General features: G+C 47.0%; 22 protein-coding genes and 1 pseudogene. 9 read left to right on the top strand and 14 right to left on the bottom strand.

The window, feature by feature from the left end; genetic code table 11:
* Window positions 1–152: 152 nt before the first annotated feature.
* On the top strand, window positions 153–1,151 hold the full coding sequence (locus RH46_RS01120) for a LacI family DNA-binding transcriptional regulator (protein WP_006877546.1): 999 nt from the start codon (window positions 153–155) through the stop codon (window positions 1,149–1,151).
* Window positions 1,152–1,237: 86 nt separating this feature from the next.
* On the opposite strand, the gene RH46_RS01115 is transcribed toward RH46_RS01120, so the two are convergent.
* Window positions 1,238–2,020 carry a type 2 periplasmic-binding domain-containing protein gene (locus tag RH46_RS01115; RefSeq protein WP_006877545.1) on the bottom strand — a complete coding sequence of 261 codons (783 nt, stop codon included), beginning with the start codon at window positions 2,018–2,020 and terminating at the stop codon, window positions 1,238–1,240.
* Between the two features lie 437 nt (window positions 2,021–2,457).
* Here RH46_RS01115 and RH46_RS01110 point away from each other — a divergent pair, with 437 nt between their 5' ends.
* From RH46_RS01110 to RH46_RS01085, 6 genes are all read left to right on the top strand, one after another.
* Complete coding sequence (locus RH46_RS01110; RefSeq protein WP_006877544.1) at window positions 2,458–4,092, top strand: ABC transporter substrate-binding protein; 1,635 nt, start codon at window positions 2,458–2,460, stop codon at window positions 4,090–4,092.
* Between the two features lie 63 nt (window positions 4,093–4,155).
* Window positions 4,156–5,130 carry an ABC transporter permease gene (locus RH46_RS01105; RefSeq protein WP_006877543.1) on the top strand — a complete coding sequence of 325 codons (975 nt, stop codon included), beginning with the start codon at window positions 4,156–4,158 and terminating at the stop codon, window positions 5,128–5,130.
* A gap of 8 nt (window positions 5,131–5,138) precedes the next feature.
* Window positions 5,139–6,128 carry an ABC transporter permease gene (locus RH46_RS01100; protein WP_006877542.1) on the top strand — a complete coding sequence of 330 codons (990 nt, stop codon included), beginning with the start codon at window positions 5,139–5,141 and terminating at the stop codon, window positions 6,126–6,128.
* Window positions 6,125–7,078, top strand: coding sequence for an ABC transporter ATP-binding protein (locus RH46_RS01095; protein ID WP_006877541.1), 954 nt, complete (start codon window positions 6,125–6,127; stop codon window positions 7,076–7,078). The genes RH46_RS01100 and RH46_RS01095 overlap by 4 nt, the downstream gene beginning before the upstream one ends.
* Window positions 7,079–7,090: 12 nt before the next feature.
* Window positions 7,091–8,071, top strand: coding sequence for an ABC transporter ATP-binding protein (locus RH46_RS01090; protein ID WP_006877540.1), 981 nt, complete (start codon window positions 7,091–7,093; stop codon window positions 8,069–8,071).
* A 122-nt stretch (window positions 8,072–8,193) separates the two neighbouring features.
* Window positions 8,194–11,646: a 1,3-beta-D-glucan phosphorylase, GH149 family gene (locus RH46_RS01085; RefSeq protein WP_006877539.1), complete on the top strand. Its 3,453-nt coding sequence runs from the start codon at window positions 8,194–8,196 to the stop codon at window positions 11,644–11,646.
* A gap of 56 nt (window positions 11,647–11,702) precedes the next feature.
* Here the strand turns inward: RH46_RS01085 and RH46_RS01080 are convergent, their stop codons facing one another.
* The 5 genes from RH46_RS01080 to RH46_RS01060 are packed head-to-tail and all read right to left on the bottom strand — an operon-like array spanning window position 11,703 to window position 13,892.
* Window positions 11,703–12,059, bottom strand: coding sequence for a VOC family protein (locus RH46_RS01080; RefSeq protein WP_006877538.1), 357 nt, complete (start codon window positions 12,057–12,059; stop codon window positions 11,703–11,705).
* Window positions 12,060–12,075: 16 nt separating this feature from the next.
* Entirely contained in the window at window positions 12,076–12,456 is a 381-nt protein-coding gene (locus RH46_RS01075) for a nuclear transport factor 2 family protein (RefSeq protein ID WP_006877537.1), read from the bottom strand.
* A gap of 33 nt (window positions 12,457–12,489) precedes the next feature.
* A complete protein-coding gene (locus RH46_RS01070; protein WP_006877536.1) occupies window positions 12,490–13,116 on the bottom strand; it encodes an HD domain-containing protein in 627 nt (208 codons plus the stop codon).
* Between the two features lie 23 nt (window positions 13,117–13,139).
* Window positions 13,140–13,544, bottom strand: coding sequence for a GFA family protein (locus tag RH46_RS01065; protein WP_206536073.1), 405 nt, complete (start codon window positions 13,542–13,544; stop codon window positions 13,140–13,142).
* A gap of 42 nt (window positions 13,545–13,586) precedes the next feature.
* The gene (locus tag RH46_RS01060) at window positions 13,587–13,892 is read right to left on the bottom strand and encodes an NIPSNAP family protein (RefSeq protein ID WP_006877534.1); all 306 of its coding nucleotides are present in this window, start codon (window positions 13,890–13,892) and stop codon (window positions 13,587–13,589) included.
* 373 nt (window positions 13,893–14,265) lie between these two features.
* Between RH46_RS01060 and RH46_RS01055 the strand changes: the two genes are divergently transcribed.
* Complete coding sequence (locus RH46_RS01055) at window positions 14,266–14,604, top strand: hypothetical protein (protein ID WP_040894819.1); 339 nt, start codon at window positions 14,266–14,268, stop codon at window positions 14,602–14,604.
* 74 nt (window positions 14,605–14,678) lie between these two features.
* Here RH46_RS01055 and RH46_RS01050 read toward each other — a convergent pair whose 3' ends face one another.
* From RH46_RS01050 to RH46_RS01020, 7 genes are all read right to left on the bottom strand, one after another.
* The gene (locus RH46_RS01050) at window positions 14,679–15,863 is read right to left on the bottom strand and encodes a hypothetical protein (protein ID WP_006877532.1); all 1,185 of its coding nucleotides are present in this window, start codon (window positions 15,861–15,863) and stop codon (window positions 14,679–14,681) included.
* Window positions 15,857–16,576, bottom strand: coding sequence for an ABC transporter ATP-binding protein (locus RH46_RS01045; protein ID WP_006877531.1), 720 nt, complete (start codon window positions 16,574–16,576; stop codon window positions 15,857–15,859). Before RH46_RS01045 ends, RH46_RS01050 begins: the two co-directional genes overlap by 7 nt.
* Before the next feature lies 1 nt (window position 16,577).
* Window positions 16,578–17,795: an ABC transporter permease gene (locus RH46_RS01040; RefSeq protein ID WP_006877530.1), complete on the bottom strand. Its 1,218-nt coding sequence runs from the start codon at window positions 17,793–17,795 to the stop codon at window positions 16,578–16,580.
* A complete protein-coding gene (locus RH46_RS01035) occupies window positions 17,785–19,014 on the bottom strand; it encodes an ABC transporter permease (protein ID WP_006877529.1) in 1,230 nt (409 codons plus the stop codon). The genes RH46_RS01040 and RH46_RS01035 overlap by 11 nt, the downstream gene beginning before the upstream one ends.
* Window positions 19,015–19,023: 9 nt before the next feature.
* Window positions 19,024–19,770: an outer membrane lipoprotein-sorting protein gene (locus tag RH46_RS01030; protein WP_006877528.1), complete on the bottom strand. Its 747-nt coding sequence runs from the start codon at window positions 19,768–19,770 to the stop codon at window positions 19,024–19,026.
* A 210-nt stretch (window positions 19,771–19,980) separates the two neighbouring features.
* Window positions 19,981–20,631 (bottom strand): isochorismatase family protein, encoded by a 651-nt coding sequence (locus tag RH46_RS01025; RefSeq protein ID WP_006877527.1) that lies wholly within the window; start codon window positions 20,629–20,631, stop codon window positions 19,981–19,983.
* A 19-nt stretch (window positions 20,632–20,650) separates the two neighbouring features.
* Window positions 20,651–21,364 (bottom strand): NUDIX hydrolase, encoded by a 714-nt coding sequence (locus RH46_RS01020; RefSeq protein WP_006877526.1) that lies wholly within the window; start codon window positions 21,362–21,364, stop codon window positions 20,651–20,653.
* Between the two features lie 257 nt (window positions 21,365–21,621).
* Here RH46_RS01020 and pncB point away from each other — a divergent pair, with 257 nt between their 5' ends.
* On the top strand, window positions 21,622–22,875 hold the full coding sequence (pncB, locus tag RH46_RS01015; RefSeq protein WP_006877525.1) for a nicotinate phosphoribosyltransferase: 1,254 nt from the start codon (window positions 21,622–21,624) through the stop codon (window positions 22,873–22,875).
* A 57-nt stretch (window positions 22,876–22,932) separates the two neighbouring features.
* Here the strand turns inward: pncB and RH46_RS01010 are convergent.
* Window positions 22,933–23,166 (bottom strand): annotated as a pseudogene (locus RH46_RS01010) (C69 family dipeptidase); the annotation flags it as partial.

Genomic DNA, 23,166 nt, shown 5'->3' with positions numbered 1-23,166 from the left:
AGAAAAGAAAGCGCTTTCTTTGGTTTGTAATCACATTTATAGGGTAAAATCGAGATAAATGTAGAGTCCGGTTTCGAAAGCGAGTAAATAGTAGAATAACAATACACTCGTCAGGTGCTCTACCTTCACCCGTTTTAAAATGAGTTAATGCCTTGATTACTATTAAAGAAGTCGCTGAGTTGGCAAAAGTTTCCCAAGCTACCGTCTCTCGAGCAATTAATAATCACCCGACCGTAAAGGAAGCAAACCGCAAAAAAGTCTACGCTGCGATCGAACAGCTGGGCTATAAACCAAACGCGTTTGCACAAGCTCTGGCATCAAGCCGCTCAAATAGTATCGGCATGTTGGTGGGTTCATTAGATGGCCCCTTTTATGGCCCTTTGATGCATCATACCGAAGATACAATACGTCAGAACAACAACCATTTGATTGTAACCAGCGGCCAGGAGTCTCACAGCAAAGAGAAAGACTCAATTGAGTTTCTCCGCTCCAAACGTGTTGACGGGTTTATTCTTCATTCTGATAAGCTCTCAGACGATGAGTTGATTGAAGTAGTGAAGAACACTCCTGCAACCATCATACTTAACCGCTACATTCCCGATATCGCTGATAACTGTATCTATATCGATAACGAACTCGGAGGTTATCTGGCAACGAAACACCTGCTAGAACACGGGCATAAAAACATCGCTTGTATTACCGGTCAGCTAAGTAAAGGGGACAGTCGGGATCGTCTGCAAGGCTATCGTTTAGCTCTCGCCGAAGCAGGGATTCAGTACAACCCTTCTTACGTGATTGAAGGTCGTTTTGACCATGACGGTAACCACGAGCGAGCTCGTCGACTACTTGACCGTGCGCCAGAAATAACCGCAGTGTTCTGCCAAAATGATAATATCGCCCTCGCGGTGTATGACGTCGCTGTAGAAAGAGACATCACGATTGGACAAGATCTGTCGGTGGTCGGATTCGATAATGACTACCACAGCGCACATATCAGGCCACGCTTAACAACGATAAACTTTCCAGTCGAAGAGATGGGGAGAGAGTCAGCTAAAGGAGTGTTAGCTATGGTTCATGATCAGAAAGTAAATATAAAACAGCAACTTGAGCCTGAACTCATCTGTCGAGACTCAGTTGGCACACTCTCGTAGTGTCTTGCTAAGCAAACACTAAAGAGCGGTCTGATTGCCGCTCTTTTTTATTGTTGGTTATTCTCAAATGGGCGATTGGATAAGCCCTACTCCACTACAAACGGCTCATATGCTTCAAGCAACAAGTGGTAGTCATCTGACAACAACGGATTACTCAAGCTTAGCTTGCGCCTTTTTTGCAGAGCAGCCTGACGAATTACATCGCCATAGTGGTGATTGAATAGCTCAGCTACCTGAGACTTTTTTTCTAACAGCTGCTGGCTTAATAACTCAGCCAGTTCTTCTTGTTGCTGGTTGACGTAAAAGACTAATGGGAATGGATAATAGATTGCCATAGTCGGCTCGATGGAGAGCACGTCGCTATAGTGTTGATTCTGCGCCAGTATGTCATGGGCTTCGTTAGCCCCCAGAGTAATAAAGTCGACGCTTCCATCCTGCACCCAGCCTAACATATCATCCAGGTTTCCTTGCTCTAGTACATTGAAACCATTGGCTCTGAATAGCTCAGCATCAACCCAGGTGGCTGGCACTCCAAGCTTTTTACCCTTCAATTGTGCCAGAGTTATGTTCTCAAACTCATCGACTCGTTCAGTTGCCACAATACAAAGGCGCCACCCTAATAACCCTTTACACAACGGCTGCTTTATTTCGATCAGAGGTTTCCCGGCAAACTTCCGGTTTCCAGCCACGGTGACCAATATATCGCAGCCATTTTCCAGTACATTTCCTTCATCTTGCGCACACGGATAATCGGTTAAATCATTGTCTATTAGGGTTTCTTCTTGCCTCTCTCTAACTAAACACTCAAGTAACTCATATTCATAATCTTGCCTGGTCGATGACTTGTTACCATTCCAGAATTTAATCATCACTTCCCTTAAAATCTTGGTTGCTTGTTGGCTGAAACTTTACTCTTTAACCACCCCAAAGAAAGCGGTTTCTTTTGTTTTGGCTAATTTTGTGAAGATCAGCAAATTTAGAGTAAGAAAAACAGTGAGCGCTGTCTAAATTTTACGCTATTTTGTTCAAAAAAACCTCTTAATGCCCCTTCTCACTAGCACATCAATCACACTCAAAATATTAACCAATAAAGACATAAAACAACCAATATCAATGACTTATAATTAAATAGCACTCAATACAAGCAAATCTAAACTCGAGTTTTGTTCTGTGATCTAAAGTCTGTTTTAAAGACAAAAGTTTGAACTCTGGTGATGATAAGACTAAAACACACCAAAGAAAGCGCTTTCTTTTAAAGTTGCTTCCGGGGATGAATCAAACTTAATAATTAAATAAGGACAATGTGATGCATAAGAAAACTCTGCTCGCGACCATTGCTGCCAGTATGCTGCTTTCAACTGCGGCTCAAGCGGACTCTATTAAGCAAGGCGGTACACTGACGGTACCAATTATCAATACTGGCTTTGTCGAGAACTTCAACCCATACACTACTAAAGACCTTTATCATGGCATCATGTTTGAACCGCTAATGGTCTTCAACAATATGACAGGGGAAACAGACTTCCGCCTTGCAGAATCTTATGCCTACTCTGATGACCTTAAAACCATTACGCTTAAACTTAAGCAAGGCCTTAAATGGTCTGACGGTACCCCATTGACTGCTGAAGATGTGGTTTACAGCTTTATGCTGACCAAAGAAGCTCCAGCATTTGACCAGAAAGGTATTTGGTCAGGCAAAAACCTGCAAACAATCAAGTCAACAGATGAAACCACAGTCGTGTTCGAATTAGCGAAAGCAGACTCTACCTTTGCCTGGAATCTGGAGCGCTACCACATTGTACCTAAGCATATCTGGTCTAAAGTGGACGATCTGACAACCTTCACCAACCCAAATCCTGTTGGCAGCGGCCCAATGACAGTGGTGAAGTATCTGAAACCGCAACAGATGGAACTGTGCCGCAACCCTAACTACTACCTTGAAGGTCGCCCTTATCTGGACTGTGTTAACTTCCGTTCATACAACGATAACTCGCAGATTCAGCCTGCACTTATCAAGGGTGAAATCGACTGGGGCTCAAACTTTATTGCCGATGTTGAGTCTACTTTCGTCGCTCAGGACAAGGCTAACAACCACTTCTGGTACCCAGCGAACGATGCAATTCACCTATATGTAAATACTAAGCAGAAGCCATTCGATGACTTACGTGTTCGTCAGGCTCTTTCAATGGCACTGGATCGTGAAGCGATCGTTGATATTGCCGCTTACGGTTACCCTACAGCAAACTACAACCCGGGTGGTATCGCAGAGCTTTACAAGACGCACATCGATCAAAACGTAAACCAGAAATACGGTTACCTGACTCAGTACAATGCAGAGAAAGCTAACGCCCTACTTGATCAAGCAGGACTGGTTGACAAAAACGGTGATGGATACCGCGACAATGCAGATGGTTCGGACATCTCATTCGACATTGAAGTCGTTAACGGCTGGACTGACTGGATCCAAGTTGCCCAGATGGTAACAGAGTACTTCGACGAAGTAGGTATTAAGGCCAACGTTAAGACTGTCGACTGGGCGGTTTACGATAAGAACCTTAAGGAGAGTAACTACACTATGTCGATCAACTGGTCGATGGTAGCGACTAACCCGATCCTTGCTTACCAAGAGTACTTCTCTACTTCACGTATTGGTAAGACCTGGCACGCGGGCCACGGGGTTAACTCTCCGGAAATCGATAACCTTATCGATAGCTTTGGCAAGATTGGTAATGCTCAAGAGCAGGAAGAGGTCATTTCTGAACTACAAGAGTACACCGCTCAGAACATGCCATTTATCCCGCTGTTCTCAAACCCTACCTGGTTCCAGTACAGCACTAAGAAAGTGGTTGGCTGGCCAAGTGAGCAAGACCCATACGTTCAACCAGTATGGTACGACGGCGGTAAGCGCGTGATTATTCTAAACAACCTACACCTTAAATAATCTCACACTCTAGCAAAAACACGGAGCCCAAGCCGTTTGGGCTCCTTGATTAAAAGGTTCGTTATGTCGTTTTTAGTTCGCCGATTTGGCTTTTATTTTACCGCATTCCTTATTGCGATATCCTTCAACTTTATGCTGCCACGACTGATGCCAGGTGACCCTGTAGACGCACTATTTGCGGCTGCTCAAGGTCGTATGGACCCTGCCCAAATGGACGCAGTCCGTGAAATGTATGGCTTCGTTGATGGCAACATCTTTGAACAATACATCGCTTACATAAAGAGTGTTTTTACCCTCGACCTCGGCCCTTCAGTACTGATGTTCCCTGTCAGTGTGTCTGAAGTGATTGCCAACGCTCTGCCATGGACTATGTTTCTGGCGCTGGGCTCGCTGATTGTTGCTCTGATCATTGGTGTCAGCATCGGTACTTATGCTTCTTACCGCCGCGAAGGCTTCTTTGGTCAGGTAGTACCGCCAGTACTGGCATTTATCAGTAACTTTCCATACATAGTTACCGCGCTGCTGCTGTTCTATTTCTTTGGCTTAAAGTTAGAGATGCTGCCGCTCGCCTATACCTACGACCCTTCACTTGATCCGGCATTTAGCTGGGAGTTTATCTCCAGCGTTGCTAAGCACGCTGTATTGCCTGTTGGCTCTATGGTGATTGTTGGTATCTCTACCTGGGTGTTTAACATGCGTAACGCGATGATTAACGTACTGGGTGAAGACTACGTCACTATGGCGGAAGCTAAAGGTCTGAGTAGCTACCGAGTTATGTCTCGCTACGCAGGACGCAATGCAATCCTGCCAGTCGCAACCGCGATTGCTATGGCGATTGGTTTCTCGTTTGCTGGCTCAATCATGACTGAAGTGGTGTTCAACTATCAGGGGCTGGGTAACATTCTGCTAAAAGGTATCGTCGCTCGAGACTACCCGCTGATTCAAGCCATTCTATTGATCTTAGTCTCTGCTGTTCTGACAGCTAACTTCATCGCCGACCTACTTTACGTTTGGCTCGATCCACGTATTTCGAATTAAGGTGCATCATGGACAAACTCATTAATACCACCTCGTCTTCTGCCCATGCTTTGACCCAACGTGAATCAAAGTTCTCTTGGAAACGAGTGAAAAAATCCCTGAGCAAAGCTTACGCTTTCTTCTACGGAAACCCACCTGCGATCATCGGTGGTCTGCTACTGTCACTCGTGCTGGCTGGCGCTCTTTTTGCTCCGGTATTAGCCACACATAACCCAGAAAAACGCGTCGCCAGACCTCACGTAGCACCAAATGCTGAACATGTTCTGGGCACAACCCGAAGTGGCCGCGATGTCTACAGTCAGGTGCTTTACGGCGCACGTAAATCTCTGACTGTTGCCATCTCAGCTGGCATCATCGCAATGAGCCTCGCGGTCATCATTGGGGTTTCTTCCGGCTACTTTGGAGGCAAAATCGATGATCGTCTCAACTTCCTGACCAACGTATTTCTGGTCTTTCCACAATTGCCGCTGTTGATCGTACTCGCTGCCTTCTTGGGCCAGGTCGGGTCTCTAGTGATAACCATACTGCTCGGGATAACCTCCTGGCCCTGGGGCGCGAGGGTAATACGGGCTCAAACCATGGCGATTCGTAACAAGGAGTTCATCATCTCTGCAGAAGTCATGGGCGAATCAAAGATCCGCATCATCCTTGTCGAGATCTTGCCTAACCTTGTCTCGATTGTGTTCGGTGGCTTCTTAGGCACAGTTATCTACGCAATGGGTTCTGAAGCTGGACTGGGTATTCTCGGTCTCGGCGATGCGACAGAGGTAAGTTGGGGCTCAATGCTGTACTGGGCACAAACCTCATCGGCTCTCTACACAGGCGCATGGTGGGAAATGCTGGTTCCCGCAATGGCTCTTGCTATCACAGGTGGCGCCCTGGCTCTGATTAACATGTCGATTGATCAGGTCAGCAACCCGAAACTACGTACTGGTCCACACATCAAACTGTGGCACAAACTGAAAAAAGAAGCCGACAAACGCCGAGGTCTAAGATGAGCAAGTTACTAGAAATCAATAACCTGTGCGTAGACTATGTCTCTCCTAATGGCGTTGCACGCGCAGTCAATAACGTTAGCCTTTCTATCGCTCCGGGCGAAACACTGGGCATCGCAGGTGAGTCTGGCTGTGGTAAGAGTACACTGGCCTTTGCCATCTCTCGACTGCACAAGGCACCGGCACTGATTTCCGAAGGTGAGATCATCTACAACGGTCAGGACGTGTTGAAAATGAATGACCGCCAATTGCGTAAGTTCCGCTGGAACGATGTTTCAGTGGTCTTCCAAAGTGCTATGAACTCACTGAACCCGGTAATTACCATTGGTGAGCAGCTAACTGACGTGATCCTCGCGCACCGAAAAATCCCTTACAAACAGGCGCATGAGCGCGCGGTTGAACTGCTTAACATTGTCGGAATTCACGGCGATCGTATGGCCAGCTTCCCTCACCAGCTAAGTGGTGGAATGCGCCAACGCGTTGTGATTGCAGTTGCTCTGGCGCTTGAACCTAAGCTCATCATCATGGATGAACCGACTACCGCGCTTGATGTCGTTGTCGAGCGCGAGATCCTCAACGAACTGTATGAACTTAAGAGCAAGTTTGGCTTCTCTATCCTGTTTATCAGCCATGACTTGAGTTTAATGGGTGAAATTGCCGACCGAATTGGCGTGATGTACGCCGGTAACCTTATCGAATTGGGTGATGCCCAGAAGGTATTTGGCGATCCTCAACACCCATACACTAAAGGGCTTATCTCTTCGTTCCCAACTATTCATGGACCAAAAGAGCGCCTTTACGGTATTCCTGGCAACCCGGTTAACCTGCTGCAGATTCCACAGGGTTGTAACTTTCAGGAGCGCTGTAATGAGTGTTTTGCTCAGTGTAAACAGACTGAACCTTCACTGGCTCAAGTCAATAACGGCAATTTAGTTTCTTGTCACCTTGTTTAACAGGAGAGAAAGATGGAAAACGCAACAAATCCTGAGGTAATTCTCTCAGTTAAGAATCTGGTCAAGGACTTCCCGCTTGGCCAGTCAGTGAAAAGTAATCTTATGCGCGCAGTTAACGATGTTTCATTTGAGCTGCGCAAAGGTGAGGCGCTGGCAATTGTTGGTGAGTCAGGCTCAGGGAAGAGCACTGGCGCACGAGTACTGACGCGTATCTATGACAAAACTGATGGTCAGGTCGAGTTTAAAGGTCAAGAACTGGGCGAGTACATCAAACAGCATGGCGAGCTTGAGTATGCGCGTCAGGTTCAGATGATTTTTCAGGATCCGTTTGGTTCATTAAACCCGGTTCATACCATTTACCATCACATCGCTCGTCCTTTGATGATTCACAACCGAGCGGATAAAGAGGCTATCCCGCAACTGGTCTATGAGTTGTTGGAACTGGTAGGGCTGTCACCGGTTAGAGAGACCGCAGAGAAGTATCCTCATGAGTTGAGTGGTGGTCAGCGCCAGCGTGTTGCTATCGCTCGCGCTATCGCGGTGGATCCTGACGTGATTCTTGCCGATGAGCCGATTTCAATGCTCGATGTCTCTGTTCGCCTTGGCATCTTAAACCTGATGTCGGATTTGAAAGATAAGCATGGCATTTCGTTTATGTACATCACTCACGATATCGCCACGGCGCGCTACTTTGCCGAGAAGACGGCGGTTATGTACGTCGGCCATATGGTTGAGTGGGGTAATAGCGACAGCGTGACGCAAAACCCACAGCATCCCTACTCTCAGTTACTGCTTTCTGCGGTACCTGAAGTGGGCAATGCCGGCAAGCGCGAGCTGACAGCGAAAAAGGGTGATATTCCGCTATGGAAACCAAGCAGCGTCGGCTGCCCATTTGCCAGTCGTTGTCTCAAAGCGACAGCTGAATGTACCCAGTCTGTCCCTGAGCCGACCAAGGTGGGAGAAGACCATTATGCACGCTGCCATCACCTGTAATTAGCCAACAAATTTAAACACACATTTCGCCTCCGGACTAACTCAGACAATCACTTTGTCAGTCCGGATAGGGACTGCTTTGCCCAAATTCAGGCGAAATGTGGATAGTAAGGAACAATAATATGACTTTCGAGTACCAATCACAGCTACCAGTATCTGGAGAGTTCGTCGACTTAGAGGGCGAACGATTCTACAAAATCAGTAACGTAGACCAGATGAAGCCGTTTTTCATCAGCGTCGTTTCAGCCAGCGATCACTGGTTGTTTATTTCATCGACGGGTAGTCTGTCTGCCGGTCGTATTCGCCCTGAAAACGCCCTATTCCCGTACCGTTCTGTTGACCATATTCACGAGAGCGCCGACAACACAGGTTCCAAGACCGTCGTCCGCGTGCAGAAAGCAGACGGTGTGGTTCTCTGGGAACCATTCAATCTGCACCACAATGGACTTTATCAGACTGAGCGTAACCTCTATAAGAGCACCATTGGTGATAAGTTGGTTTTTGAAGAGATTAACCACACTCTCAAGCTCAAGTTCAGCTACAGCTGGAAGACCAGTGAAGGTTACGGCTTCGTACGTCACTGTCAGTTCACCAACTTAAGCGATCAAACGCGCCAGTTAGAAGTGCTGGATGGCGTGCAGAACTTATTGCCTTCAGGTGCTCCTCTGGCCGCTCTGCAAACACGCAGTGCACTCGTTGATGCCTACAAATGGAACGAACAAGTTAATTCCTCTTCGCTGGCACTCTACACCATGTATGCCAAGCTGAGCGATCGCGCCGAACCAGCGGAGTCGTTACTGGCAACAACCGTCTTCTCTCTTGATCAGGGAGAGCATCAGCTACTGTTGAGCAGCGAGCAATTAGGCGCTTTCCGCCAAGGCCGCGCGATTGAGAGTGAACCACTAACCAAAGGTGTCCGTGGTAGTTACTTAATCAACAAAGCCCTATCACTTACCGCTGGGGATTCTCAAGGCTGGTTAATCGTCGCGGATATCGACAAAAACCATAATGATGTGTGTGAACTTACCGAGCTGCTAAACAAGCCAGCAGAGCTGCGACTGAATGTTGAGCAAAGTATTGCCGACAACCAGAATGATCTGGTTAAGCTAATGTCTGGCGCAGACGCATGGCAGCTAACCAATCAAGAGAACACCAGCGTTCACCACTATGCCAATGTGCTGTTTAATAACATGCGTGGTGGCGTTATCGAAAACAACTACGATCTCGATAAGCAAGATGTCATTAAGACGCTACGCAATGCCAACATCAAGGTTGTTGAAAAACACAGCGCCTTCTTTGCTGATTTACCAGACAGCTTTACTCACGCTGAACTCATCTCTGCGGCTCAGAAAAGTCAGGATCCGCAATTACTACGTTTAAGCTACGAGTACCTGCCGTTAACCTTTGGCCGCCGTCATGGTGACCCAAGCCGCCCGTGGAACCACTACGAAATCAAACTCAAAGATGAAAACGGCGAACGCTTACTCTCATATCAGGGTAACTGGCGCGACATCTTCCAGAACTGGGAAGCCATTGCTTTAAGCTACCCGGGCTTTATCCAGTCGTTCATCGCTAAGTTTGTCAATGCCTCAACCATTGACGGTTATAACCCTTACCGAATTACTAAGGATGGCATTGACTGGGAACTTCTTGAACCTGACGACCCATGGAGCAATATCGGTTACTGGGGTGATCATCAGATCATCTACCTGCTTAAGTTCCTTGAACTGGCTAAACAGTACCAGGGTAATGAGCTGACTGAGCAACTGACCTCCGATATTTATAGCTACGCAAACGTACCTTACAAGCTGTGTTCTGTTGAACAGCTATTTGCTAACCCTAAAGATACCGTTGCCTTTGATCAGGAACTACAGCAAGAGATTGAGCAGCGTGTTGAACAGTTGGGCAGCGATGGTCGACTGCTGGTTGAAGGTGGCGATCAGGTTTATATGGTCAACCTGACAGAGAAAATTCTGGTACCTCTGCTTTCCAAGTTGAGCAATCTGGTACTGGATGGCGGTATCTGGCTCAACACCCAGCGCCCAGAGTGGAATGATGCCAATAACGCTATTGTCGGCAACGGCTTATCAATGGTTACGCTCTACTACATGCGCCGCTACGTAGCCTTCGCTCTCGAACTGCTGAACAGTGCTCCTGATGCCGTTTCAATGTCGAAAGAAGTGTTCGACTGGATGCTCTCTATTCACAAAGTTCTTCAGGATGCCAACAAAGAGATTCGCCAAGAGACAGTGACTCGCCAAACCCGTAAAGCGATCCTGACCCAGTTAGAGAAAGCGTTCGAACTTTATCGCAACCGCGTCTACCGAATGAAAGGCTTCTCAGGCAAAACTCAGGTTGAGCTGTCTGCCATCCAGCAAATGCTGGAGACCAGTCTGGATGTTCTGGATTCAAGCATTAACAGCAACTTACGTCAGGATGGTCTGTATAACGCGTACAATATCGTCACTTACTCAGGAGAGAGTCTTAACATTGAACAGCTCTACCCTATGTTAGAAGGTCAGGTGGCTGCACTGAGTTCCGGAGTACTAACACCTCGTCAGGCTGTCACTCTGCTCGATAACCTGTTTGCTAGCGACATGTTCCGCCAGGACCAGCAGAGCTTTATGCTCTACCCTGATCGAGAACTGCCTAGCTTTATCAACAAAAACCAGATTGACCGTGAGCAAATCACTCATTCGCCACTACTGTCAGCAATGCTCGAAGCAGGCGATCACCGTATCATCAGTCAGGATGCGATGGGACGTGTACACTTTAACCCGGCGTTTGAGAATGCGGATTTCTTATCAGGTGCGTTAGCTGCGATTGATCGCGATGAATACAAACAACTAACGGATGAAGCAGTTGAGTCAGTTCAGGCACTTTATGAAGAGGTGTTTAACCACAAAGCGTTTACTGGTCGTTCAGGAACCATGTTTGGCTACGAAGGATTAGGCTGTATTTACTGGCACATGGTTTCTAAGTTGCTACTGGCAGTGCAGGAAAACTATCTGGCTGCTCGCGATCTCAACCCTAACAGCGACGAGACAGCTAAACTGGCTGATTACTACTACAAGGTCCGTGCAGGTATCGGATTTAACAAGACACCTGATAACTATGGCGCCTTCCCTACCGACCCGTATTCACATACGCCTAAGCAAGCAGGCGCGCAACAACCGGGCATGACAGGTCAGGTTAAAGAAGAGGTGATTACTCGATTCACTGAGCTGGGTATTGAGGTCGAGAATGGTCAGATTGGAATCAACCCTTCTCTATTGTCACAACAAGAGCTGTTAACTGAGGATAGCCAGTTTGACTGCCTCAACGTACTGGGTGAGCTTTGCAGCTATAAGGTTGAAGCCAATCAACTGGCATTCACTTACTGTCAGGTTCCGTTTATCTATCAGTTGTCTGACAGTGCCAGCATCGTTTGCTACTTCACTGACGGCAACAGTGAGCAAATTGACGGTCTGGTACTAAGTCAGAAACTGAGTGAGCACCTGTTCAAACGAGACAATCAAATCAAAAAAATCAAGGTGTTACTACCAAAACACCAACTTCTACGACGCAAACTCTAGCGTTTAGTTTTGCGGGCTGCCAGGTTTATCGGGGGAGAACTTGGCAGCCCGCTTTTTTATCGATGCAACGCACCACGCAGACCAATTAAATTACCAAATGGGTCTTCGACCTGACACATGGATAGACCATTTTCGATGTCCATCGGCCCTCTGAATAGCTTTGCTCCAAGCCCCTCAAAATGATCCAGTGCGATAGCTAAATCCTCCACAGACCAATAAAGCACCGTCCCTGATTTACCTGATCCGACTTTCTCATCAGCCTGCACAACTTCAAGGGAAAAACCATTAACGCTCAGAACCCTGAAATCAAACTGTTGATGATAAATTTCTACCGCATCAGGGAATGCTTTTCGGTACCATTCCAAGCCTTTTTCTACGTCGGGAACATGTACCAAAACTGCTGTGGGAAACATACTTTGCCTCCATAGATTACTCAGCGATGATTTTTACCCATTTAGCGCGCCACGACTGGGCTTGCATTGGATCTGGCCAGAACTCTTTCTGATGGCAAATAAGCCCGTTATCAATGGTATGGAAGGTGATAGCGCGTGCTTGTTCTACACCATCGGTCACAGACACATCGGTAACAACCGTATCACCATCACAGACTATCGAGTGAATATCAAACAACCAACGACCATTTGCGGGATAAAATGAGTTAATAGCAATGAAGTTATCTCTACCGACAATCAGTTCACCTGACTGCGGCCAGAAACACTCAAAGTCATCGCTTAACCATTGGCCAGCCTGTGCAAAATCATTGCTTTTCATCGCATCCCAAAAGGCGACAACTACCTGTTTTGATTCCATGTTTTCCTCTAAACGTAAAGCCTGTGTTGGTCGTTATATCTCGCTAGCTAACTGGGTTAAGTAGGTTTGCATATACTCGCTACGCTTTTTCGCCTCAATCGCGGCAGATGGCGTATTCATTGTCTCAGCAAGCTTGAGTAATTTGACGTAGAAATGGTCAATACAGAACTGTTTATCATTGAGCTCTCTTTTTTCTGCGAAAGGATCGTCGCTTGAGTAGAGATTTACACCCAATCTGGTACTGACCTGAAGACAACGGGCGATACCAATCGCGCCTAAGGCGTCCAGTCTGTCAGCATCCTGAACGATTTGTGCTTCTATGCTTTGCGGTCGCTGATTAGCACTAAAGCTATGGGTAATGATTGCGTGACTGATTTCAGCATAGAACTGAGACGGATAATCTATGTCGCGCAGAAAAGCAATTGCTTTGTCCGCTGCCAGCTGAGAGCTCAATGCCCTATCGGGATGATTCTTTGGCAATGAAACACAGTCGTGAAGATAAGCCGCAGGGACAACCACCTCAAGCTTAGCGCCTTCCTGTTTCGCTAACGCTTTAGCGCTCTTAACCACTCTCAGTACATGGTTGAGGTCATGAGCTAAATCTTGCTGCATCTCAGCGGTGATGAAAGCGATAAACTGAGGCTCGAACTTCTCAATCATTCTATGCTCCCTAGATGTTGTCATTAGTTATCTGGTTTTCTATCCGCAGGATGATTCACGCCATCATTGGTAACGACTTCGCCCAAATCAAACGGATTCACCCCTTCCAGACATCCGATGTTAAAGCCATACTCACTTGGATTGGAACGGCGCTGATGGTGGGTATAGATACCACAATTGGAACAGAAATAGTGCTTAGCTGTGTTGGTATTGAACTGATACAGCTTAAGTACATCAGCCCCTTCGAGAATGCGAATACCACTTAAATCAACTGAACCAACAATCGCACCTTTTCGGCGACAGATGGAGCAGTCGCAGCGTCTTGGGTTTTCAATCCCATTAGGCAGAGTCAGTTCGAGAACCACACTGCCACAATGACAACTAGCTTTATGCTTTTGCTGAATCTCGGTATTACCCACTTTTCTAATCATCGTCGTTGCTTCCTTACTTATAGTTCCACCCGGCTTTTACTAGTCAAGCACAGGTCTGAAAAAGCTTCTCTCGTAGCTCAATACACAGTTTGTCTCTTTAGCAAACTGAAATGCCACCATACACTCTTGATCCTCAAATGAGTCATTCCGATAAATCTCGTACGCAGCAAGACTTGGGAAGGTAAACAGAGCCAATGCCACATTGTTTGCCCCTTCTGAAGGAAGAAAATAGCCATGATGCTGACCGCCAAACTTCGCCACCAGCGGTATCCACATTTTGGCGTACTGCTCAAATTGCTCGACCTTATTCGGATCAATAATATATTTGATGTAGCAGGTGACCATAGATAGAACTCCTTTTCTGTTAGCTGTCACGCCCCCCACTATAACAGCGCAACCATATGAAACAAAAGACATTACTTTTCATATACCGATAGCGAAACAAGTGGGAATCTGTATTTCACTACTTTAAAAGCGTTTAATCGTATCGATAAAATCAACAAGTTGATGTTAATCCTTGGGCTACATACACTGCCGGACATTCGTCGTGGACGACAAGGGTTACCCTTTGCTGTCCAATTCAAGAAGTTAATAGGTCGACATTTCGAACTTAGGTTCATTTTCAGTTTTGAGCACTCATAGAGTGCACTACTTACACCTATATGAATTTTTTGGAGTACTTGTCGTGCATGATTTAAAAAAGATCAGCCCTGAAAAGATGGATAAGGAACGCACCAGGCGTGAATACGACCTGCGTGTCCTTAACTGTGTTAGCGAGGGTGAGTACGAATCACGAATGGCAGTTTGGAATGGCTTAGTAGTAAACTCAGCCCCGATTGAAGAAGCGAAAGCGTTTGTTGATAACGCGTTCGACAAGCTTCAGCAAGATTTGAAAGCCGCACAACGCGAACTTTCAATCAACTATGGCGACTTTATCGCTATGGCGAATGAAGAGATTAACTATATTAAAATTCATGTTGCTGACAAATCAGCTCAATACTTCTGGTACGCGGCGATCGTTTTGATGATCGGCGGTACAATCGCTCTGTGCATCTAGCATCTATCAACGAATAAAGCGGCTCATCAGCCGCTTTTTTATCGACCCTATATTCTCATTGCTGCCCTGCTAGCTCAGAAACTCCACTTGATTTGAGCAAATAATAAGGTCGCAGGGGTCTCACCAAACAGACTATCCTCACTACCATCGAACTTCTGAATCACACCAATTAGCTGAATGTCATCACTTAATGAGTAGTGACTGTTTAGCGACAGATAATAAGAGTGATCCTGATAGTAAACCGTTGAAAAAGTCGCTCGCCATAACGGACTGAGGTCAAAACCCACGTCAGCATAATAGGTGTTTCGACTAAAGCTTAGTGTCTTAGCATTAAGTGGCAGGTTAAGGTATTTCGCCGCAGAATCCGCTGACTGTGGCTGGCTGATATAGAGGTAAGCAATACGCCCCATCCAGTTTCGTCTCGAAGTGAAGCTGTAGTCCGATTCGATGCTTGCAACAGTGGTCGAACTGAGCTCAACATCATTCCAACGCTCTTTAGTCGGTTCAAACCAACTAACTTCAGCGCGTACACCCGCCCCTTTGATATCTCCGGCAACACCACCACCAAGGATTCTATCAAGGTTCGATTTTCCGGCGATGACCTGCATGTCCCAACCTTGGTAGTTGTAGAGATAACGGCCCGCGTAGCTGGTCAAATCACTCTCCTGATTCGGACTGAACACCACATCTATGCTACTGGCAAAGTCGAGCTTACGCGTCACGCTCAGTGCATCGGTTCCACTTCTCTCTTCATAATCAAAGTCATAGATGGAGTAAGCGTTAAACACATCGTTGGGGTTCCAGATGGCGTTCATCGCCCAGTTTATTCTTGACCGCCCGACTCTAAGTTGCCAGTCATTGTCACTCCATTGAACATAAGCGCGGTCAAACTGGCTTGTGCCGATGACCGAACCTCGTTCAAGCCAGTTGGTGGTTAAATCCCAGTATCCTGCATCAGCGCCGATGAGGGTGTTGTACCCTGGTAGTTTGGCGCTATCGCCCCATAACACGCGATTACGCATCGAAAGGTTGACCCTAAAAGCCTCATCAAACCGATACTCAAAGTTAAAACGCTGATGAATAAGATGATCATAATAGTCATCGCCTTGTTCAACGATGTTAGCACTGGCCATATATTTAACGTAACCACCGAGATCATAGGGCTTATCCGCCACCAACCCAGGGATCTGAGCCCATGTCAGCGCAGATAACAAACTTGTCAAACAGACGAAGTATGGTCTAACGCTGCTGGCTAACAAACCTGTGACTCCACCTTATCGGCTTGAGGCTCTTGCCGTTGGTCGCTCTTCAATCTGCCATCTTCAAACACAATAACCCTTCGCGCCCTTTTGATAACCCGTGGGTCATGGGTCGAGAAGATAAAGGTAGTCCCCTCTTGTTGATTAAGCTGCTGCATAATATCAAGCAGTTCTGAGGTGCTTTGCGCATCCAGGTTAGCGGTTGGTTCATCAGCCATAACGAAACGGGGACTTGGTGCCAGCGCCCGAGCGACCGCAACACGCTGCTGCTGGCCTCCGGATAGTTTTGGTGGAACCTTATTGAGCTGATCTTTTAGACCAACCTGCTCCAGCAACTGCTCTGCTCGCTGTTGGCACTCCTGCTGCTTACGCCCCTGTAACTGCATGACGAACTCAACATTCTCCAATGCAGTCAGAACAGGAAGCAAACTGTAGTCCTGAAAAATAAAGCCAATGTGGTCCCGGCGAAATCCAATCAACTGCTTTTCTGGTAACTGACAGATGTCGGTATCATCAATAAACACTTGTCCTGACGTCGGTGAATCAATACCTCCCAGCATATTAAGCAGGGTCGTTTTCCCCGAACCTGAGGGACCCATAATGGCGACAAACTCACCCTGCTCTATGGTCAGGTTTAGGTTATGAATCGCATGTACCGGAAAATCGGAGTCAGGGTTATAGACTTTACGCAGTGATTTAATGGATATAGTCATATTAATGTTTCTCCGCCATCGCTTGTGCCGGACGAAGCTTTAGAATCTGTCTGGCCGGATAAAATGCCGCCATGATGCTGGCACAAAGTACGGTGATAAAAATCGTCACATATTGGTCGAAGTCCACCTGAGGATAAAGCAGGGTATCAATGCCGTATGTCCCCAGACCTTCAGCCAGTGCACTTAACGAAATACCGGTGCGACCAAACAGCCCCACCAGCAACAAACAGACAGCAATACCTATCACGCTACCGCAAACGCCGAGTAACGCTGATTCCAACGTGATGAGCATAAACACTTTCTGTTTCTGCATCCCTACCGCCAACAATACTCCCAACTCCTGACTGCGTTCAAATACCGACATCAGCATGATATTGACGATGCCAAACCCCATCGCAATAACGAAGATACCAAGCATGATGTTATTACTGGTTTGCATGGAGTTAGTCATCGACGCCAGCATCGGCTGTACCTGCTGCCAGTCACGAACCTGATTGTTGTCACCAGCAATCGCGGTCAGCTTGTGCACCGTTTCAGCTAATTTATCGGTCTGGTTGACGACTATCGCGATTTCATGGGCGCCAGTTCCACCTGCAAGGGCGGTGAGATCCGTTTGTCTGACATAGATATTGCCTTCATCAAAAGCGGTTGAAGGCGTTTTGAATACGCCACGAACGCGAAACGCGGCTCCAGCCACTTCACCATTAAGATCGGAGAAGGTCAGTACCACTTTAGACCCGACTCTCAGCTTAAGCTGTTGAGCGGTTTTGTCAGACACCAGAACCGGATTGCGCCCTTGGTTATCCAACCACTCTCCCTGAATAATATGTTGAGCAAGAGGCGTAACACTTTGCTCCTGTTCGATGTTGATGCCATTTATACGCACGCCTCGGGTACTGCGAGCAGAGGCGACCATCCCATTAGCAATAAAGCGCTGCGAATAGTGGGCAATGTTTTCTTGCTGGTCGAGTTGAGCAATCAGGCGGTCTGAATCGACAATCCTTTGTTTAATATCTGGATTGTCAACGTAAGCCTTATTGTGAATCTGGATATGACTAGTCTGCCACGCAATCGCATTGTCGAGCATGCTATTTACCAGTCCGGTCATAAACGCCATCATGGCGACTACACCGACTAAGCCAAATACGATAGCTCCCAGCATAATGGCTGTCCGAAGCTTATTGCGCCAAAGGTTACGCCACGCCAGTTTAATGAGCATGTGCCCCTCCTTTGAGTGCATTGACTAAGTTGAGGCGGGCGATCCTTATCATTGGATAAATAAGGCATAACACCAACATTGCCAGCACTATCACTACCTGATTCACGTACAGCCAGGGTTCCACCATCACTGGCAGAATCGGGGCAAACCCTGCTTCAATCATCAATTTTGCCGTGTCACCAGTGAGCTGAATGGGGTGATGGAGCAGATAAACCAGCAAGGGAGTCACCACCAGCATACCTATAGCGATGCCAAGGGCGGCAATGAGCAGTGATTCAATCATAACTAAGGTCAGCAATCGCCCACGCTGCATACCAGTGGCTAGCATCACAGCAAACTCGCGCTGGCGTTCCAGCGTCATCATCATAATGGTGGCAAAAAGCCCGAACCCCACTACTCCATAGAGAATGTACATCAGGAATATACCACCCACTTTATCCATCTGGATTTGCTGGGCCGTTTCCGGCGAGAGCTGTTGCCAATCCTGCACGCTAACGTCATCGGGATAAGCTTGTTTGAGCTGTGCGACTATCCTTGGAATATCTGACAACTTATCGGTATGCAGTACCCAGTTAGTCACCTGCTCTTGGGTACTAAACAGTTGTTGCGCGGTATCTAATGGCAGGTAAACCAACTGACTTTCCAACTGAGGCATGGGAAAACTGACGATGCCTTTTACGATAAATAGCCCTGCTGCAGTCTGTCCGCGGTAACCCTGACCATAAAGGATTAGCTCATCTCCGACTTTTACCTTCATACTGCGCGCGAGACTCTCCCCTACCAGAACCTGACTGTCGCCCAGTGTCAGATACTGCCCCTCAATCACTTTATCCCCCAGCCCTGAGTAGGCATCTTCACCATTAGGGTCAATACCCAGCACCATTACGCCTTTCGAAGTTTCACCAGCCGCAGCGAGAGCAAATGACTCCAGGCGCGGGATCATTTCCGTGATTTCAGGCATAGTTTTAAGGGGTTGGATAAATTCATCGCTAGCCGGCAACAGGTCATCAATACTATGACTATCTGCAAAGTCGACATGTTGAAGCTGTATCAGCCCTGTATAAAAGCGCGCGCTGTTATCGATGTTACTGGCGTAAGTCCCCTCCTGCAATGAACGCATTGCGAGTGATAGAATTAGCGCCAACGCAAGAGCAGAAGCGGTAAGCAAGGTTCTGCGCTTTTGCCGCCACAGATTGCGCCATGCCAGTTTCAGCAACATCCCTGCCCCTTAGTCTCTGAGAGACTTCATCTGCGCCTGTGAGAAAAAATCATCCCCGATCTTGAAATCAAATTGAGCGTCGTGGGTGATAAGCTCCGTTCTGTGGCCCGGTTTATCCGCTGGTTCCATCTGCATTCGCGTTGCTAACATGCGACCACCCATTGAGCGGACATCGTAAGTGGTCATGGTGTTCACCAGTTCATCAAACTCATCATAGAACTCGGCTTTGCGCTGCAAATAGTGTTGCTTAGAAATCCACAGCGTCACTTTACTCCACACCACAGGAGCATCAGGCTTAGCCAGCGCGTCAATCACGTAGGTCAGTTCACCATCAACCGTCTCTTCACCAATCAGGCTGTGGTTGTAGTCGACGACAATTGAGGATTGGTTAATCAGGTCATCGTTAGTAAAGTCTGAGCCCATCCAGGATTGCCCCAACATTGACGGAGCGATTTTGATCACCCGCTCTATGTTAGGAATCCAGTTCCACATTTCGCGGTAGCGTTTTAACGAAGCACTGCCTTTGTCTTTGGCGGGAGCTGTGATTAAAACCAGTGACAGTTCTTGCCCTTTGGTCCAGCTTTTCATACTCATACTACGCGTCCAGTCAGGACGGATAATATTCATGGTCGCTGTCGAGTAGCTAGAATCCCCTCGCATCTGTGCGTCAGAGCGGGCAACTATCTCACTGGCGTCCATTTGAGCCCAGCTAGCAGAGGAAATCAAAACACCTAAAGAGAGCAGCTTTTTAATCATGATCCACCTTGGTCTTTGCTCATCAGGCACAAAGCCTTATCGAGTTACATCAATAGCTTGTGTCAATTTAGGGTAACTCAGTTGAAGCGACTTGGTTGCTCCACAAATCACAAAAGTTGAACAAATAGTGTTCGTTATTAACTTTGATACAGAGTTAACAGATAAAAAAACGGAGCGATTAATCGCTCCGTTCTAATGTCTAACTGATTATCAGGCTTTTATTGCCGCAGAGTTTTCTACAATCAACACGCCTTTATCAACCAGCTCACTCACGACGCTATCAGTCGCATCAGGAAACACCGGGCGAGTCGAGGCAAGGTTAACGATGACTCTGAAGCCAGCATCAACCAACTGCTCTACCGATTTCTTGACACAGAAGTCGAGAGCCAGACCACCTACGATGACAGTATCAATCTGTTTGCTACGAAGGAACTCGATGCCACCAGTAGAAAGTGTGTCGGCCTGATCATGGTAGAACGCGCCGTATGGATGAGCGTCTGGGTCAATGCCTTTGTTAATCTGAAAGTCATACTCACGAACCGGAGGAAGACCTGGCAACAACTCCACACCCATGGTGCCAACGACACAGTGAGGATTCCATTTAATATCCACTTCCGGTAAGCCAACTGGTTCTAGCATTCGCTCAGGGGTTTCCGCTTCCCATGCTGCTGCTGGTGGGTGCATATCGCGAGAGACAAGTCTTACACTCGCCTTAGCGTGATTGAGCTTGAGTTCATCGACTATTTGCAGTGCCCCTTCAACAGGTAGCTCTTTGGGACACAACTCACTGAACCCCTTCTGCGGGTCTACGTCGATACAAGCGGTTTTGTTTCGTTCAATATCTACACTTTGCAATCGCATCTTCTGCTCCTTCCTGATATCAACGCAGACAAGTCTGAAAATAGGTCACTCTTTTCTGAGCCAGACTATACACCTGAGCCGGCTTACCGCCTTTTCCTTTATTGGTTGAGGCCATTTTATTCGCACTGACAATCACGCCAGTATCAATCAGACGGCGTTTAACCGTCATTCGGTTGACCTCGACACCGAACTTTCCGTAGGCGGCAATAATGTCTGACACTAAAAATTCTTTATCGAGGGCAAACAGAGCAACAGAGGTATACTCAATCGCCGCACGCAATTTATGCCATGCCAAATTAATCAGTTGTGCGTGGTCAAATGCCAACTCAATCTGATCATTAACAACCTGCTCCAGCGCGAACCATCTCAGTTTGTTACGACATAAGCCGCTATTATCGATCTGTTCGACATTGGCACTATTGAGCAGCGCATAATGAGCAATGGTCACACTCCACCCGTCCGGGTCACGCTTAGGATTACCATCAACCATAGGCTGGCTGATGTAGTTCGGGTAGGTATGAATCTTTTGTCGACAAATACGACGTCGAGCTGCATCAAAATCCTGATCCGCTGGCTGACCACCCTGAGCTGTCAAGTCTTGCTCAAATACAAAGCCACCCGGAATAGACCACATCCCATGTTGAGGTCTGTCTGGGTTATCACGCTTAATCAGCAATACTTCTAACCCGCTCTCTCCAAGCCTGAGACAAATCATGTCTATGGTGACAATCATGGTGAACTTCCTACATCCTTAATTAGCCAACACATTACCACTGAGCCGCACAAGGTCAATAGGAAAGTAACCATTTGTGATAAACCCCATCAAATTAATTCTGGTAGCTTATTAGCCTATAAATTTGATTATACTAGTGATAAATATCAAACAATAATGACAGGTAAAACTAGTTAATAACATAATTTGACAAACCTAAAGTGCTAAATTAAAGTTTGTTCCAGTAAGCAAGCCCTGATAACCGATAGGATGGTTGAATGACCACCAAGCTTTTCAATGACCGTATCATTCAAAGTGCACTTGATCTGGATGTATACAAGATCAATATGATGCATGCTGCGCACAAGTATTATCCTGGAACTACCGTGCGTTATGAGCTTATCGTTCGTTCAGATGAAGACCTGTCCGAACTGGCGCAACAGGTCGAAGATGAAATAGGTAAACTCGCTAGCTGCCAGTTTTCCGAACAAGAACTTAGTTATCTGAGTGTTCAGGTACCCTACCTAGAGCAGAACTTTATTGATTATCTGGCCAGCTTCCGCTTTAAGCCTGCTGAACAAGTTACGGTTTCAGTCACCACCCAGCAAAATAAAAACCAGCTTAAAGTCTCAGTCTCCGGTATCTGGCACGAAACCATCCTCTATGAAACCCTGATAATGAGCATTATCTCGGAACTGCGTAACCGCAGTCGATGGAGTAACATCCCTTACGCTCACTTCCGCAATGTGCTGGAAGACAAAATCACCAGACTACAAACTGAGCTTAAACAACGTAATATCGATAACTTCCAGTTCTCGGAAATGGGCAGTCGACGCCGTTTCAGCGCACAGGTGCAGCACGATGTCGTCGACTACCTGCGCCAACATGCTCCAGATTTGATGTCGGGAACCAGCAACTACCATTTGGCGAAACAGTTCGATCTAACTCCGATTGGTACGGTTGCCCATGAGTGGTTTATGGCTCACCAACAGCTATCGCAGCCGGATGAGTCGCAACGAGTTGCTCTCGACCGCTGGCATCAGGCCTTTAACGGGAGCTTAGGCATTGCCCTGACCGATACCATTGGTATTGATGCGTTCTTACAGGATTTTACTTATGAACGTGCAAATGCCTACGCTGGCGTGCGTCATGACTCAGGTAACCCATTTGATTGGGGTGACAAAATGATCGCCCACTATCAGTCACTCGATATTGATCCAAAGTCCAAAGTGCTGATCTTTACCGATGGACTCAACTTTGAGCGTGCTCTGGAGATCTGTCAGTACTTTGCCGGACGAGCGAATATCAGCTTTGGTATAGGTACATTCCTCGCGAATGATATGGGTGACTGGAAAGATCAAGATGGTCACTATCAGCCACTATCGATGGTGGTTAAGATGGCACAGTGCAATGGCGCGCCGGTGGCTAAAATCAGTGATGAGCCTGAAAAAGCCATGTGTGAAGATCCTATCTTCCTTGCCAATTTAAAACAGAGTTTCGGACTTGAATCTGAGTACGATAAAGCCAGCTAATAACGAGTGTTGAAAACAAAACGGAGCATTGCGCTCCGTTTTTGGTTTTATGACCACTTATAGACTCATTATTTTCTTAAACTCTTCTTCAGAATACTTCTTCTCTGTACTCTTAGTTAAGTCCGTCATCATCTTATATCTGAGCTCAGTTGCCATGCTTAACGTACGCTTAAGCTGTCCATAGGAGTAATCGGCAGCCATATTCAGTGCCGCTTGTTTGTCATCTTTATACATGCTGGTTAGCGTTTTATCTAAATGCTGAACTTGCTTGTAGAGTTGAGTTTCCTCTTC

This window comes from Vibrio brasiliensis LMG 20546 (assembly GCF_000189255.1).
Taxonomy (GTDB): Bacteria; Pseudomonadota; Gammaproteobacteria; order Enterobacterales; family Vibrionaceae; genus Vibrio; species Vibrio brasiliensis.
This window is presented reverse-complemented; position numbering and strand designations above follow the sequence as displayed.